13 protein-coding genes and 2 pseudogenes are annotated in these 15,055 nt (G+C 49.3%); 4 read left to right on the top strand and 11 right to left on the bottom strand.

Annotation, left to right across the window (positions count from 1 at the left end):
• Positions 1-25 precede the first annotated feature (25 nt).
• The 4 genes from ACHZA2_RS12485 to ACHZA2_RS12470 all read right to left on the bottom strand — a co-directional run bounded on the left by ACHZA2_RS12485 (position 26) and on the right by ACHZA2_RS12470 (position 4,068).
• A complete protein-coding gene (locus tag ACHZA2_RS12485; RefSeq protein WP_319579979.1) occupies positions 26-1,018 on the bottom strand; it encodes an HNH endonuclease signature motif containing protein in 993 nt (330 codons plus the stop codon).
• A 2-nt stretch (positions 1,019-1,020) separates the two neighbouring features.
• Positions 1,021-2,838 carry a PAS domain-containing protein gene (locus ACHZA2_RS12480; RefSeq protein WP_319538508.1) on the bottom strand — a complete coding sequence of 606 codons (1,818 nt, stop codon included), beginning with the start codon at positions 2,836-2,838 and terminating at the stop codon, positions 1,021-1,023.
• 62 nt (positions 2,839-2,900) lie between these two features.
• Entirely contained in the window at positions 2,901-3,404 is a 504-nt protein-coding gene (locus tag ACHZA2_RS12475; protein WP_319538509.1) for a GNAT family N-acetyltransferase, read from the bottom strand.
• Positions 3,405-3,537: 133 nt separating this feature from the next.
• Positions 3,538-4,068: a MarR family winged helix-turn-helix transcriptional regulator gene (locus tag ACHZA2_RS12470; protein WP_319538510.1), complete on the bottom strand. Its 531-nt coding sequence runs from the start codon at positions 4,066-4,068 to the stop codon at positions 3,538-3,540.
• A 126-nt stretch (positions 4,069-4,194) separates the two neighbouring features.
• On the opposite strand from ACHZA2_RS12470, the gene ACHZA2_RS12465 reads away from it, so the two are divergent.
• From ACHZA2_RS12465 to ACHZA2_RS12455, 3 genes and pseudogenes are all read left to right on the top strand, one after another.
• On the top strand, positions 4,195-4,938 hold the full coding sequence (locus ACHZA2_RS12465; RefSeq protein ID WP_319538511.1) for a transporter substrate-binding domain-containing protein: 744 nt from the start codon (positions 4,195-4,197) through the stop codon (positions 4,936-4,938).
• Between the two features lie 125 nt (positions 4,939-5,063).
• Positions 5,064-5,587 (top strand): annotated as a pseudogene (locus tag ACHZA2_RS12460) (DUF6125 family protein).
• Positions 5,588-5,625: 38 nt separating this feature from the next.
• Complete coding sequence (locus ACHZA2_RS12455) at positions 5,626-5,940, top strand: carboxymuconolactone decarboxylase family protein (RefSeq protein ID WP_319538513.1); 315 nt, start codon at positions 5,626-5,628, stop codon at positions 5,938-5,940.
• A gap of 23 nt (positions 5,941-5,963) precedes the next feature.
• Here ACHZA2_RS12455 and ACHZA2_RS12450 read toward each other — a convergent pair whose 3' ends face one another.
• The 3 genes from ACHZA2_RS12450 to ACHZA2_RS12440 all read right to left on the bottom strand — a co-directional run bounded on the left by ACHZA2_RS12450 (position 5,964) and on the right by ACHZA2_RS12440 (position 9,004).
• Positions 5,964-6,527, bottom strand: a complete 564-nt coding sequence (locus tag ACHZA2_RS12450) for an RNA-binding protein (RefSeq protein ID WP_319538514.1) — start codon at positions 6,525-6,527, stop codon at positions 5,964-5,966.
• Positions 6,528-6,600: 73 nt separating this feature from the next.
• Entirely contained in the window at positions 6,601-7,023 is a 423-nt protein-coding gene (locus tag ACHZA2_RS12445; RefSeq protein WP_319579975.1) for a nuclear transport factor 2 family protein, read from the bottom strand.
• Positions 7,024-7,078: 55 nt separating this feature from the next.
• Positions 7,079-9,004 (bottom strand): ATP-binding protein, encoded by a 1,926-nt coding sequence (locus ACHZA2_RS12440; RefSeq protein WP_319538516.1) that lies wholly within the window; start codon positions 9,002-9,004, stop codon positions 7,079-7,081.
• 71 nt (positions 9,005-9,075) lie between these two features.
• Between ACHZA2_RS12440 and ACHZA2_RS12435 the strand changes: the two genes are divergently transcribed.
• Entirely contained in the window at positions 9,076-9,636 is a 561-nt protein-coding gene (locus tag ACHZA2_RS12435) for a LemA family protein (protein ID WP_319538517.1), read from the top strand.
• Positions 9,637-9,643: 7 nt separating this feature from the next.
• Here ACHZA2_RS12435 and ACHZA2_RS12430 read toward each other — a convergent pair.
• From ACHZA2_RS12430 to ACHZA2_RS12415, 4 genes and pseudogenes are all read right to left on the bottom strand, one after another.
• Positions 9,644-10,228 (bottom strand): annotated as a pseudogene (locus tag ACHZA2_RS12430) (DUF2115 domain-containing protein).
• Between the two features lie 21 nt (positions 10,229-10,249).
• Entirely contained in the window at positions 10,250-11,533 is a 1,284-nt protein-coding gene (locus tag ACHZA2_RS12425) for a diadenylate cyclase (protein ID WP_319579974.1), read from the bottom strand.
• Positions 11,534-11,672: 139 nt separating this feature from the next.
• Positions 11,673-13,949 carry a NosD domain-containing protein gene (locus ACHZA2_RS12420; RefSeq protein ID WP_319579973.1) on the bottom strand — a complete coding sequence of 759 codons (2,277 nt, stop codon included), beginning with the start codon at positions 13,947-13,949 and terminating at the stop codon, positions 11,673-11,675.
• Positions 13,950-14,193: 244 nt separating this feature from the next.
• On the bottom strand, positions 14,194-15,051 hold the full coding sequence (locus tag ACHZA2_RS12415) for a deoxyribonuclease IV (protein ID WP_319579972.1): 858 nt from the start codon (positions 15,049-15,051) through the stop codon (positions 14,194-14,196).
• Between the last annotated feature and the right edge of the window lie 4 nt (positions 15,052-15,055).

Below are 15,055 nucleotides of genomic sequence, written 5' to 3'. Positions count from 1 at the left end.
GTATTTCATGTACGTGAACGGCATGTCAGAGGTTGGGTTCTATCTGATAGATACTCGTATCGCACCTGACCTCGATCATGTCATACAGGCAGATATCGATCCTCCCGTCATGAATCGCCTTGTGATGACTCATGCATACTACCAGCATGTTTCTGCCAGTGTCAGACCCTCCTTCAGACAAGGGAATTATGTGATGAACCGTAATCGGGGATTTACCTGCTTGATTGCTCTGGCCTGTCAGCGCACAGATCTGACATTCTCCCCCATGCAGTTGCTTCACGAGAAATGAAAGGAACGTGTTTCTGCGCATCTGTATCGGGAGAACACGCTGCTCTTCATCCCTGATCATCTGCCTGACATCATATCCCTGCTCAAGCAGGCGGGTATACAAGCGATGGTATCTCCGCTGGGACGGGAGGGGTGATTGGTCCTGCCTTGCAACGATCAGACCCTCACGGGTTTTTCCTGCAGGTATGAACTCTGATTGGTACTGTGGAAAGACCTCAAGCAGCCGTACGAGAAGGTCGGGATCTTCTGAAGAGAGCCGGTGACTGATATCAGATTTCTTAAGGATTGCGTCAAAGACCTGTCGCTCCGTTACCGGGTGAAGACCGAACATTGGCCATCGTTCAAGCAGAAGGGAGAGTTCAAGATCATCGGCTATAACAAACTTCAGCCTGCCTCGCCTGTTCAGGATCATGTTTCCTATGGCATCTGCTGCGTTGAGGTCAAGCAGGGTTTTGAGCGGGAAGGAGAGACGAAATACCAGTGTGATAAGCCGGGAGTATGATACAAACAATGGAGAGTACGGGCCTTCAGCACGGGCAAAAAGAAACTCAAGATATGCAAGCAGCGGGGCTTCAGCACCGAGGATCAAGAGGTCTGCTGCGGAATCATCATGACAGATCTCAATTAACCTTGGGAGAAGAGATGTTTCAGCGGGAATCTGTTCAGATAGAATTTCCTCGGAGAGGTGTTCAAACCGGTCCTGATACTTCCGCCAGTTCAGACGGGGCATGGTTACCGGGATGAGCCGGGTTTCTCTTCAACAGAAATATCCGGTTCTGACCTGGTGCGTTCGGTAATCCCCCTGACGTACTCAATAACCCCGGTCATCTTCCCTGCTACCGAATCATAGAGTGGATAGGTATACACATCGAGTTGACCGGATTTTTCACCTTCTCCACGCCCTTTTATGATCTTATGCGAAGGATGACCGGTTCGCAGAGTATGCAGAGCAGGACAGTCAGCACATGGTGTGGCCGCCTTGTGATAGACCTCATAGCACCTCTTTCCAAGTATGGATACATTATCATGGGACAAACCATCCATAGCCTGATTTGTCTTCAGAATGCAGAGGTCAGTATCAAGAACTGTTATACCGTCCTGAATGCTTGAGAAGACGTCGTTGATAAACCGCTCATCCTCCCTTATCCGTGCCTCTCCCCAGGCCAGATCCTTGTATTGCTGCCGCAATTCTTCTTCGGTGGCAGCAATCTGTTCATATGCAGCCCTGAGTTCATCCTGCTCACGCTTATGTTCAGTTACATCACGGATGGACTCGATTGCCCCGATGACCTCACCTTCAGAGTTGTACAGTGGGGTTGCAGTAAACCAGAAGTACCCTCCTTTCCCCCCGTAAAAGTGGGGAAGTTCAACTTCTGAAAAGAACTTGTTGCCCTTCTTTGTCAGGGATTTGTATTGGGCCTCAACCGAGGGATCTCCCCGGAGCACTGCATCGATGAGCATCGGTCTTCTGATGCCCCAGATAGGGACTGCATATGAGAAATCACCGGTTCCAAGCATCTCTGCCCGTGAGACACCGGTCATCTCTTCCATAGCATGATTCCAGGCAATGACGATTCCATCCTGATCAATGGCGAACGTGGCATCAGGAAGGAAGCTGATGATATCATTCAGACGCCGCTCACTGTCCCTGATCTGCTTCTCACTCTGTGCAAGGTCCTGGTACTGCTGCCGCAGTTCCTCTTCAGTTGCAGCAAGTTGTTCAAATGCTGCCCGAAGCTCTTCTTCGGCCCTTTTTCTCGATGTGATATCCCGAATAGACTCAATTGCGCCGATGACATCTCCTTCGGAGTTGTAAATCGGTGAGGCAACAAGCCAGAGGTATGCTCCAGCACCTCCATTAAGATTCGGAACGAACCGTTCTGCTATGAACTTGTCACCCTCATGGGCAATGTATGGATAGAGTTTCGCTGCATCGGGAAACTCACGCAGAACATGATCAATAAGGAGTGGACCCTTCTCCCCGAATAGATGAACAGAATATATCAGGTCCCCGCATCCCAGCACCTCTTTTTTGTTGATGCCGGTCATCTCTTCTACGGCCCTGTTCCAGGCGATCACCTTGCCGTCAAGATCAATAGCAAATGTGGGATCAGGAAGGAAGTCGATCAGATCGGTAAGCATCCGTTCAGAGTTGCGCAGTTCTGCGGAGACCTGCCTCCTTTCTGCTGCAAGACGAACCTTATGTTCAAGCTCGGCAAACTGTGACCTCGGCTCACCACCCTTCTGCAGATAAAAATCAGCACCATTATTCAGGGCTTCAATCACAACCTCTTCCCTGCCTTTTCCGGTAAAGAGAATAAAAGGGAGGGGACGCCAGGTTTCTCTGACTTTTTTCAGAAGTTCCAGCCCGTCCATTCCCGGCATCTGGTAATCTGATATCACACAATCATATGTAAACTCCGCAATCAGGGAGAGTGCCTGAAGGGGAGATGAGACAATATCAACCTTGAGGTTGCCTCCCCGTTCCAGGAAAATCTTCCCGATCTCAAGGAGTCCAGGCTCATCATCCACATACAGGACCGACAACATAGAGTTGTAAACAGATTAACGTCAATAATATTAATCTGGGAGGTAGGGACGACATATTTCATTTATATTTGTTTCTGCATCCAGACGGTATCAAAGAACATTCCGTTCTTCTTTCCACTATTCTGAAATCTTCCACAGTGGGTAAAGCCCTGTTTCTCATGGAATCTGATACTCCCCTCATTCAGGGATGATATCTGTGCAAGTATGCAGGTAATTCCGAATTCACGGCCTTTCTTCTCCAGGTATGAGAGCATTGCCCCTCCAATCCCGGACCCGGTATGGGTAGGGCTGATAAAGTAGGTCACCTCTGCAGTATGGGCAAAAGCGGGCATGGGGTTATGGGGGCGAAGCATCCCGAATCCAACCAGAACGCCATCTTGTCTGATGGTTGCAGATGGAAATGATCCCAGAAGCCCGAGCATATGGTCATAAAAAGTATCAGGTACCGGCTGTTCCAGAAAGGCAGCATAACTGTTCTTGATATAATGATTGAAGATACCGATCACATCAGGTCCGTCAGTCCTGCTGAGCGGAGAAAAGTCAGATTCAGATACGTGGTTAGTCATTTCTGCTCCATATCGGGGTCTCGTGAAGCAAACAGGCTTCAGATCAGATCCCGGCAGAATAGTTTATAGAGAAAATGGTTTAGATACTTTACTACAATGTATCAGAGGTGATTCCCACAAGAAGGGGATGATGTCACGAAGACTCAACTGAGTATGTGGAGAGAAAATTTCTGATATGATCATCCCGAATCTTGAGAGAGTGATCGATGGTTGTACTCATTCTGATCAGAAGCTCAAGCAGAATCTGACGATCATTATAGGAAAGGGATGAGAGATACGAGCAGATCTGATCATCAACACAGGAGTGAAGGGATGTATGCCACGCAAAGGCCTTTTTCCCGGATGGAGTGAGATGCAGACAGATATTTTTTCGGTTGCCTTCTTCACGGCAGCGATCAATATATCCCTTGACCACCAGTTTCTGCACCATCTGGGACACCGCACTCTTTGTCACACCCAGGCGGCTTGCAAGTCCGGATATGGTATCATGCGGATACTGCCCGGCCATGTCGATAAGATGAATCTCTCCAGCCGATAATAACGAACCATCCCCAAGATCCACCGGCTGGCTATCGATGAAGGCTGCTTTTTGTACGACCCTGATGAGAATTTCGAGTATCTGCGTAGAAATCAGGTCAGACTCACCTGCAGGTTCATCCCCCATACAAAGAATATCAGGGTCTGTAGATATCTGGTTGTCGAATTATCCCTGTGTTCAACCATTTTGAAGTATTTGCACGAGTCGGCTTCAGGCGACATCGTTATCTTTGAGCAAGGATGCTTCTCTTATATGCTACGGCTCCACATTCTGCTAATCCTCTTTTTACTAAGTACTGCTGCCGGGATGACAACTGCTGAAAATCCAACAGATGATTCAGGTCTGACAGTTGTTGGTGAAGAGTATGCTCCATTTTCGTATCTTGTAGATGGCAAGGCTTCAGGTCAGGCAGTGGATCTGATCGAGAAGATCTCTGCTGATACAGGTACCAAGATAAATCAGGGATCAATTACCCTGCTACCCTGGGATAAGGCGTATAATACCACAAAAGCCGGCCCTAGAACTCTCCTTCTGGCATTATACAGAACACCGGAACGTGAGAACGATCTTAAGTGGTTAGGACCATACGCAAACGATTCAAGTGCATTCTTCGTAAATTCTGCATCTAATATCAAACTCACCAGTCCGGATGACCTGAAAGATCTGAAGGTAGGGGTTGTTTCAGGAGATGCACATTACGGGATGCTTACGAAATATGGTATACCAGAACCGAGTATCGTGACCGCAGACGATATCTCTTCACTCATTCAGATGGTTGAGAATGGCTCTATAGATGCCTTCTTCCATGGAGAGCGTGCAGGACAATGGGCTATTGCAGACATGAAAATTGACCAAAAGACTATATCCATTGCACTCAGGGTAGATGAACAGCAGGTCTGGTTCGGAATGAGTCAGGACACTTCTGAAGAGACTGTTGCTGTTCTGCAAAAAGCCCTTGATATGAGGGTGACAAACACCTCTGGTGGCAGTGCGTAAACCAGAAAAATACCCCCGCTTTTTCATGCGAACCTGAATAATTCACCGTCTCCATACAATTAGGGCGTGCAGGCAGTTTTATCGTTACGTGAATAATACCTGTCCGATCAGGACATGATCTGAGCATGATGAAGAACGAATCAGATATGGCAGATGAGATCAGAAGGCTCCAAAATGAACTTGCTGATGCAGCAAAGAACTGGCTTGCCATGGACGGGCTCTGGTTTCTTGCCGTTGAAGAGGCATACGGGCTTGATGCAGCCATGGCTTGTGATATAAAGGTATGGGAGGAGTTTCAGTTATCGAAGCACGAAGAATCACTGCACGCCTGAACCTTCCAGAGCACGGGGGGCTCGATGCATTGGACCGTGCACTCGGAGCCCGGCTCTTTGCACAGATCAACACCTGTATAATTTCAAGGCCTGATCATTATACCCTTGAATTGTTCATGGTGACCTGTCGTACCCAGGATGCACGTCACCGAAAAGGACTGCCGTTCTTCCCATGCAAGCAGATCGGACTGGTGGACTATCCAAGCTTTGCCAGTACAATCGATCCTGACATCAGAACCGAGTGTATCTCCTGTCCTCCTGATGAACCTGTGGGAGACTTCAGATGCGGATGGCGGTTTACGATAAACAAGGATTGAGGATATGTCCTGATAATTCCGCGGATCCAATACTCATTATGAATAAGAATCCAATGGAGTTGTTCCAACAGGAAGCACCCGATGTCGCAGAGGCCTTCAACAATCTGATTAAAGCGGTTGCCGGGTCGGGGGGTCTTGATGGCAAGACAAAACAACTCATCTACATCGCGATGAAGGCAGCAGCAGGTGATGAAGGGGCAGTCCGGGCTCATATCCCCATGGCAAGGCAGATGGGAGCAACAAGAGAAGAAGTTGTGGATGCCATCCTCATGACACTTACCGTTTCAGGAATTAAGGGAGTGGTGACCTGTCTCCCGGAAGTAATCAGGCAGTTTGATAGTGCACAGAACTGAATCGCATACAGGTCGTATTCAGATCAGGATCTCCGCGATCCTGATCCCGTATTCCTCCGTGAAGGCATTGATGGCCTCCTGTTTGAAGGAGAACGCTGCCCAGGTCTTCCACCATGCCCTGATGGATTTGGTTTTTTGCCACGGTACCCGTATCCGGAGCCGGGCTTTGCAGGTCTTGAGCCTGGACTGGAATGGGAACTGCCACTCGGTCTCGGTTTGTGTGGACTCTTCTTTGATTTAAGGGGAGGCCTCACACCATCTATTAACAGATTCCGGCCTTCAAACTCGGTCTCGCTCAGAGCCTCACGGGCAGCACCGGCCTGCTCCGGGGTCGCCATCTCAACAAAACCATACCCTTTCTTCTCAAGTACCCGTACACTGACAACCTCTCCAAAACGGGAGAATAATGCCTTGAGCTGCTCTTCCCTGACTGAATACGTGAGGTTGCCGACAAATAATTTCCTGCTGTTCATGACCGGCTCCAGAACCTGAATCCCGGGCTGGCATTGTATCAGATCAGACCAGCGTCGGTTCCCTACCTGGGAATGAGGTTCTCGCTTTGGTGGATATCTGTGCGAGCAGAGCATAAAGGCCTATGGTTTTCGGTTAAAAAAAGAGATGATTGCCCAGGTCGGAGGTTCTGGAGACAGAGTCTTTCAGTTATGTTGGAAATGACTGTCCTTCTTCCTGTGCCCCATATGGTAGAGAGAAATGCGTCTGGGCAATTTGCCATCCGCCAGGTGACGAGATAAAGGCCGCACTCATCCTTCCTGTTAAGGAGAGAACCTCACTCCCGGTCCGGGCAGTTATTGTGCATTTCGCAATCATCCAGGCAAAACCCTGCACTTCTTTAATCTGAGTGTCAGAAAATTTCATGGTGACCTCATCACACTGGGAAAAATCACGGGAAATTCCGGCACGTAACTCTTCAAATGAGTGAACAACCTCATCCAAACCTGACCCGAATCCATTGAAGAGCGGCGAGGTGATAGCAAGCAGACCCTCAACATCTTTGCGTGAGTAACACCCGGCCAGTTGATCAGCAGCTTCTGCAGCAGAACCGGGAAGAGACACCTGAGTCATGTGTAATGATTAGAATGACGCGGGAAAAACCTTCGGATATATCATCAGTAACATCTCATCCAGAAGCACCATCTTCAGCCATTCGCCATGCACCTTCAGGAACATGTATCTCGAATCTGGCACCCTGACCGGCAACTCCGTTCTCCTCTATGTTAATTTCGGTGATCAGGAAGATCTCCCTGACCAGAAAGAGACCGAGCCCGGTGTTGGTGCCGAATCCTCTCTCGAATATCTTCTCCTTTTCACCGACCGGAACTCCATACCCGTCATCAGAAATTACTATAATCCCCTCACTATCAATGACTTTGAAATCAAGGGTTATGAGTGATACCTCGCCACCATGCCGGACTGCATTCTCAAACAGATTGAAGACAGCCCGGCTGGCCATCGGATCGGCATAGAGTTCAAGCCTGCCGACGGTATTCTCTATCCTGATTCCGTGAAGGCTGATCCCCTCCTGTGCATGCATGACCATCTCATCCATTCGTTGCCACTCGGGCTGGTGCGAGCCCATCTGCTCGTACAACCGGGTAAATGAGATCTGTTTATGAATGTTGGCAACAGACCGCTGAATGATCTCGATAAGATACAGGCTGCTGCACCCTTCTTCAGGAAGCAGTTCAATTGCCCCGGTTATCACCGAGAGCTGGTTGAGGATATCATGACGGGTGATGCTTGAGAGCAGATTCAGTTTCCGGTTTGCAGTCCGAAGTGATTCTTCTGCAGCAATACGCTGACCAAGCTCATGATCCAGGTCATCTGACTTCTGCCTTATGCTGATGATATCATCCTTGAGATGGTGAACCATCTTCCCGATACTGGTTTCAAGGCGCCCGAACTCAAAGCCATGAGTATGTGTAATAGGATGATCATACGCACCATCTGATATGATCTCGATGTCAGCCACAATCTGATCTATCGGGTGGGTGATGTACCGGGTGATCACAAATGCCACCAGCATAACCATGATGATACAACAGACACCCCCGAACAGATAGGTCAGAAGGGCACTATGCTGGCGATCCCTGATTTCCTGCAGATCATATGTTATCTCAATGACGTGTCCCAGTTCAGACAGGGAAGGGCCTGTTGTCTCTGGTGAAGGTACATACATGTATCTGCGGTATTCGTTTGCACCAGGATCTCCCGCGACAATATTGTTCTTCGATGCAAAGGCTTCCTTAATATGGTCTAACCGGTCAGTCAACGTGGTGTATGATACCTTGTAATGATCAGGATGCTGGAGACCTTCTTTGGGATCGTTCCTGAAGACTGCAAGTTTCCCAAAGATAAAGACAGATTTGACTCCGGGAACACTCCCGGTATACATATTGGATATAGTTGAGAACGAGGAGAGGTTGACTCTGCTTATCAGATCGTCAACATCCAGGGAGATCTCAAGGATATTCCGATGATCAGGAGTGGGCTGATAGCCGTACTTTCTGAACTCCCCGGTTCCCAGAGATTGGATAATAGAATCAGATGCATATACATCTCCCAGCCGTATGGATGTAAGATTCTGGTAAAATTCAGGGAACTGTTTAAAGTCCAGACCCATTTCTGAATCATCCGTACTCCGGGTGATGACTCCTTCATCACTTATCACAAAAAGGTCGGCCCGATAGCCTGTCTCCTGATATATCCTCTCCTGAAGATCCTGAAGATCCATGTTGCCTGGATCCCAACCAGAAGCATTGAGACTCAGGAGGTACTCGGACATGGCTGCCTGCAATGCGGGTTCGTATGCAGCGTCATAAATAAACAGGGTCTCCTGAAGAAGTCTGACCGAAGTAGACAGACTCTGCTCGGTATAGTTCTGGCTGAGAATAAACTCGTTCTCAATTGAGCGTGAGTTATTCAGATAGAGAGCAGAGAAGAGTATCGCTATCAGGAAGATACCCATTAAAAGCAGGATTGAAATGAGCCGGTACGACAGGGAATACCTTGGTACTATCAGACGTTCATCTCCAGCCCTGCTCATTGTATAACCCCGGACACTTTGTGAAGGGGTAGAGTATTACCCATTAAAGGAGATGATAATAACTGATCTGTATGATTCTTTTAATTGTCGCTGGCATTGTTGTACTGGCAATAATAGGCCTGTTGGTCTGGGCCGTATCACTGTACAACAGGTTCTTCAGCCTGAAGAACACCCATGAGGCCACACTGGGACAGATCAAGGTTGCCCTGAAGAAACGCCTTGACATGATCGAGCAACTCCTTGGTGCAGTAAAATCCTATGCTGCCTTTGAGAAGGATACCCTGGAGAGGGTAACAGCCATGCGTGCATCGGTGGGCTCGGCAGGTGCAGGAGATCTTGCAGGAATTGAGGCTGAATCACGCTCAATGCTGGGAAGACTCTTTGCAGTGATGGAGAACTATCCAGACCTCAAGACATCCCAGACGGTAACAAGCCTGATGGACTCGGTGAAACAGGTCGAGGATGAGATAGCCAGGCAGCGGTATACTGCAAACAACGTAGCCGAACAGTTCAACACCATGATGGATACAATTCCCTCTAACTTTATCGGCAAATTTGCAGGCCTCATAAAACTCCAGTACCTTGAGTTTGCCGGGGAAGATATCGAGAAGAGACCCGACATCTCATTTTAATCTTTTTTCAGTCAGGAGTCTGTATTGCAGGGCAGTAGTTGCATATCGAGTAGAAGATCTCCTCTTCCTTATCCCTGATCGGGCAGTAGTAGTGATCCCCTGACCGGTAGACAGTCTGACCACCGGGAAATGGCATCTGAACCGGATGGCCCGGCTCATCAAGCACATACATCGCGAAGGCTGTCATCAGGTACATAAAGCAGTGGTACCAGGGAGCCTTCTCTTCAGGATAGGGATCATTCTCATCACCGGTGATAAGGCATCAGGATGGAAGCATCCGACAGAACGACTGATACGTCGCGGGATCTGATAAGGGATGATCCAGGGATGAAAACCGATCCTTGTGATTCATCATAAGGACACGGTGGTATCGTCCGAATATCCATTCCCGCATGTAAGGCAGAACACGGTTTCTGTACGAGGTTGGTACTTTGCGGAGATCACGCTCCAGTTTTTCGCTGATCAGCTGGAGATCGTACATCCCATATTCAGGAATGAAATCTGCAATATACCTGCCAAGTGCTCCCTTGGTGTGTATAAGAAGCAGATCGTCTGCAAGCTCTTCAATAGTACAGGAAGGCGGGATGGTCATCAGTATATCGGGATAGCAGGATCACATCGTCTCGAAGATGACCTTTCCATTGGAAAAGACCCTGACCACTCCTCCACTCTCTGACACCACAATCCCTATTGCACTGGTCTCCTGGGTAATTGCTGCCACTGATACGTGACGAGTACCGAATCCTTTCGGCAGGGTAACCCCACTGGTATCAATAGAGATGTACCTGCCTGCCGCCTCGACGATACCATTCTCCCTGATTACAAATGCACCGTCGACAAGCGACAGTTCTTTGATATTCTCCCTCATGTCAGGGCTGGTTATCATCCGGTCGTTTTCTGAGTGACCTGATACCGGGTTCAATATCAGCTGCCGTGATCGTTCAAGAACCGCATCGCTGTCTCCCAGGATAAACGCGGTGCCTACAGGTTTACCTTCCCTTCCTTCCCTTGCTATCTCAACCGCGAGTCGCATGACAGTCTTGAAGATTTCAGGATCACCGCAATAGTACGGGGCAATATCAGATGCGATGAGATCAAGATCAGGGAATGGTCCCTGGTTCGGTTGTATTGTACGGGTTGAGATAGAGATATCCCCGGTTTTTACAGCCTCCAGGAACTTTCGACGGTGATAGAGGGCAAAACCAGCTGCAAACATCCCGGTGATTATCACTCCTGATGCAATCCAGAGCAGGGGTGTGCCGGTCGCAGGGGGGTTGTTTACCGGTCGGCGGTCGGTTGTGTTATTCACCCTGATGCTGCCGCTGATGTTTACTGATGCCGGATACCCTGGATCAATGGTGAGCAGGAACCGGTATGCCTGATATGCCTCATCCCACATCCCGAGGTTCTCATAGCAGAGTGCCTTGTGATACCAGGCATCGGCATTATAGGGTTCACGTGCAATGGCACGATCATACTCCTCAACCGCAGCGGAGTAATCGCCAGCGTCTTCATACGCCCGTCCCCACTGGAAGTATGTCGAGGCAGACTCGTTATCGTTAGGGTTCCCGGTCAGTTTACCTTCAGGAGTTGTTGTCGTTTTGGCTACCGTCGGTGTTGCCCTGACCTGGGGGAGCTCAGGAGTGGGAGTCCCTGATGGAGTTGCAGATGGCTGGTCAACAGGCGGTTTTATAACCGGTTCCTTGGTATGAATCGGAGCGATAGTCGCCTTGGCTGTAGGACTTCCCGTTGTCTTCGGCGGGGTTTCAAGAGCCGTAAGTGACGTTAACTGTGTTGGAATTGTCTGACTTGAGGAATCTGCAAAAGCCCCCTGCGAGACTGCAGACACTGCAAGAAGCAGCACCAGCAGTAGGCAATACCAGGGGGAGGGGTTCATGGTACAAATAACGTTTTTTTGCAAGATAAAGATAACACCCGGTATTGAGGCCTGATTTTTCTATTCTGCTGGATAATCAAATATATTCGGTGACAGCGCCAGAGCCGGAAGGGTGGGACTCCCTGAACCTGATCTCGATTCAGGCAAACCCGGCGATTATCGTGTGATCTGAGGTGACATTGATGAACCGGTACTCAGACATCGGGCTGGTCTGAATACCATCGATAACCAGGTACGAGATCTTGTGGGATCCATCTGGTGCGATCATGAAGGAGCCGGTGCCTTTATCCTCAATACTTACGGAACCGTTCGGATAGATAGAACCTCCCGGGCCTGCCGATGCACGGATGACATGAGATTGGTCGGATGAAGGCTGGCTCACTCCGTTTGTTACAGCAACCACTGCAGGGGTTCGCTCAGTGTGGGTTGTAGATGTACCGGTCTGGTTGGCTGTCGAACTGTTTGCTACATTTAGAGTCTGGTTTCTGACTACCGGTGATGGGGTTGTATGTTCTGTCTTGTTTGTACCTGCCGAAGACAAAGAGGCGTTTACCTGGCTTACGGCTCCGGTGGTATTTACAGGTGTCGGGCTATACGTGCTACCTGATAGTTTAACCCCATTCTGTGTAGGTTGAAGGATCGACTGACTGGTTGTATTGGCAGGGCTTTTTATCATGGTGACAGCGATCGATGTTGTCTGTCCGGCACCAGGATATGGGTATATCGGCCCGGAAACAGGAATGTATCCATCCTTTTCAACCCGGTATGTCACGTATTCGAGCCCACCGACAGGAACCGGAACTGCAAGGTCCTTCTGCTGCATGGTATCGAGTTTGATCTCGGAACCGGTAGTGGTTGTCAGAATGACCCGGCCTCCTGACTCTGACACCTGGAACACAAGGTACCCGTTCTGTGCAGGAAGTGCCAGTTTATCTGCTGCCCCTGTTGTAAGGGAGGTATTGTTTCCTGTTTCAGAGGAACTGTTTACACTATCAGAACCCTGAACTGAACCGGAAGTGTTGACAGATGGAGAGGAGACCTGAAGGAACTGACTACTCACAGTCGGATAGGCATTGGCTACAGACCGATTCATGATCGGATCATTGAGGGTGAGAACCGGGACAGGAGAACTCATATTGGTTGTATTGCCGGGCTTTGTGATATTTGTCTGATCTATAGCTTTTTCCGTTACAGACGGGGTCACTACCTCTTTCACAGGAACTGCCGAACTGTTTTCTGATACTGATGATAGTTCCTGACTTTGCTCAGGCTGTGTTTCCTGCACTGGTGTCTGATCGGATGAGATATCAGGGGTTGAGTTGGTACCATTTACATCAGGAGTTATCTCCTGCTCTTCAGGAGCCTTGGTTGCGGTTGTATGAGTAAGCGGGAGGTAGTCGATGTTGTACTCATTGATCCGGTACGGCTGATCAGCAATACCAAAGCCGTCTTTATCAGCTGCCGTGTCTGAATATCCCTTTGTGCCGGCTGCAGATCCCCAGTAGTTTCCACCCAGATACGGCCCTCCCAGGATGTTTATCCCCGGCTTCTGGGTTTTATTCCAGGCGATATCTGTGCTTACATCATCGACCACAACATTCTCGAATGAGCTGAAGTAGTTATCAGTGATCTCGGCGTTGTGGACATCATTGCCGATGATGAGCACTGCACCGACTTCGGTCTGGGAGAGGGTGTTACCGGTAATCTCCGATTTCTTAGAGTTCTCAATCTTCAATGCGGCATATTTGTTGTCGCTGATTCCATTCTTCTTCGCGACTGTACCCTCCGAGTCGGTCACCTCGACGCCGTAAACCTTACAGGTGTTTATGGTATTCTCTTCCAGTGTAGTCTGCTGCGAGTTGGCGACGCCGATTCCTACGCCGCAACTCTTGATGGTATTCTTCTTCAGATCTGTATTGGTCGAGAGTTCTTCAACAACCACACCAGATGAACAGTCACGGATCTGGTTCTCTTCAACCATGACATAATCGGAGTACTCGATGTGGATACCCTTGTCACACTTCACAATGTCGCAATCAGTGATGAGATTTGAATCTCCCTTCTGGCCTTTCACATAATTATAGACAATGCCACCCTCCCAGTTCTCAAGGTTGAGATTCTTCACGGTGACATTGGTGATCGAACCGCCATACTTGTTGACAAATACACCGGCCGACTTCTCACGTTCTTCTCCCCCAAGGAAGTGACCGGCACCATCTATCACAACATTAGAACACTGGATCTGGACACCATAGACATCTGTAATCTGTCTGGCATCCTCGCTCAGTTCATACACACCGGGAGAGGTGATCACAGCCGGTGCTTTAATCGGCTGGGCAGCAGCCATCGTCCCAAAAAGTGCCCCCATGACAACCAGAAGGAATATCCCCCGGCTGATCTGTCCCATCCTGTTCATATTGTTACACCTGATTTACGCGTACCGGAACAGGTGACCTCAAACAAACCCCGTCACCGGCCAGCGCCATAATAGTAAGATTTCATCAGATCGGCTATAAGGTTCTCGGCTTCTGCCCCCTTTTTTGAACCGTGACACAGAAAAAGCCGGGAAAAATGAACAGATGGTGCGCACGAAATAGTGTATTGAAAATATAATAAAAACCGAATATTTGATAAAAATAAAGGAAATCAGGGCTGATGACTCAAACGTTCTGGAAGACTTCTGCCTCCAGGCGACGTACCACGGCAATGTTTTCGGCGTCACCGCGCCGATCATCCACCGGTGTTTCGCAGATGACAGGGATTTTGTTAAATCCCGGATGTTGGAGGACTGCCGCAATACCATGCTCCCCGATAGACCCGCATCCGATATGCTCATGCCTGTCAAGACCCGAGCCGCATGCTCCTTTCGCGTCATTCAGGTGGATGAGGGCGATTCGGGACAGACCAAAGAGCGTATCTATCTGTTCAGCCACTGACGATACAGCATCCGGTGTCCGCAGGTCATACCCTGCTGCAAAAGCATGGCAGGTGTCAAAACAGATACCGGTCCGGCTTTTGTCCCCGATCCCGTTCAGTACCGTGGCGATCTCTTCAAGCCTGCTACCTACCGAGTTGCGTTCACCGGCTGTATTCTCCAGGAGCAGGGTAACATCAGAAGAGTCCTGATCGAAAGCCTGCAGTACTGCAGAAACCACCCGGTCACGCCCAAGACCGGTGTCATCGCCTGCATGCCCGAGATGGGTTACCAGGTACGGGATGCCCAGAAGAGAGCACCGCTGTAGTTCAAGCACCAGGGCATCGACTGACTTGCGGTACATTTCAGGTTTCTCTGATGCAAGATTGGGGAGGTATGGCATATGGGCAAAGATCGGTTGTAGTGATGAGGCAGATACTGCATTCCTGAATGCTGCAGCATCCTGATCAGTGATCACCTTTGCTGCCCATCCACGAGGATTTTTGGTAAATATCTGGAAACAGTCACACCCACGTTCGACAGCCCGGCCTGCTGCCTGATCCAGGGAACCTGCTATTGATACATGAACTCCTGCAACAACCATGATA

The organism is uncultured Methanospirillum sp. (assembly GCF_963668415.2).
In the GTDB taxonomy this organism is placed as follows: domain Archaea; phylum Halobacteriota; class Methanomicrobia; order Methanomicrobiales; family Methanospirillaceae; genus Methanospirillum.
The sequence above is the reverse complement of the archived record's forward strand: the minus strand, read 5'-3'. Positions and strand labels throughout refer to the sequence as shown.

Bases quoted from the DNA above. Each gene is read 5' to 3' on its own strand.
- ACHZA2_RS12480 (WP_319538508.1), bottom strand. From the start codon at position 2,838: ATGTTGTCGGTCCTGTATGTGGATGATGAGCCTGGACTCCTTGAGATC.
- ACHZA2_RS12485 (WP_319579979.1), bottom strand. From the start codon at position 1,018: ATGCCCCGTCTGAACTGGCGGAAGTATCAGGACCGGTTTGAACACCTC.
- ACHZA2_RS12440 (WP_319538516.1), bottom strand. From the start codon at position 9,004: ATGAGCAGGGCTGGAGATGAACGTCTGATAGTACCAAGGTATTCCCTG.
- ACHZA2_RS12465 (WP_319538511.1), top strand. From the start codon at position 4,195: ATGCTACGGCTCCACATTCTGCTAATCCTCTTTTTACTAAGTACTGCT.
- ACHZA2_RS12445 (WP_319579975.1), bottom strand. From the start codon at position 7,023: ATGACTCAGGTGTCTCTTCCCGGTTCTGCTGCAGAAGCTGCTGATCAA.
- ACHZA2_RS12420 (WP_319579973.1), bottom strand. From the start codon at position 13,949: ATGAACAGGATGGGACAGATCAGCCGGGGGATATTCCTTCTGGTTGTC.
- ACHZA2_RS12470 (WP_319538510.1), bottom strand. From the start codon at position 4,068: ATGGGGGATGAACCTGCAGGTGAGTCTGACCTGATTTCTACGCAGATA.
- ACHZA2_RS12415 (WP_319579972.1), bottom strand. From the start codon at position 15,051: ATGGTTGTTGCAGGAGTTCATGTATCAATAGCAGGTTCCCTGGATCAG.
- ACHZA2_RS12475 (WP_319538509.1), bottom strand. From the start codon at position 3,404: ATGACTAACCACGTATCTGAATCTGACTTTTCTCCGCTCAGCAGGACT.
- ACHZA2_RS12435 (WP_319538517.1), top strand. From the start codon at position 9,076: ATGATTCTTTTAATTGTCGCTGGCATTGTTGTACTGGCAATAATAGGC.
- ACHZA2_RS12450 (WP_319538514.1), bottom strand. From the start codon at position 6,527: ATGCTCTGCTCGCACAGATATCCACCAAAGCGAGAACCTCATTCCCAG.
- ACHZA2_RS12455 (WP_319538513.1), top strand. From the start codon at position 5,626: ATGAATAAGAATCCAATGGAGTTGTTCCAACAGGAAGCACCCGATGTC.
- ACHZA2_RS12425 (WP_319579974.1), bottom strand. From the start codon at position 11,533: ATGAACCCCTCCCCCTGGTATTGCCTACTGCTGGTGCTGCTTCTTGCA.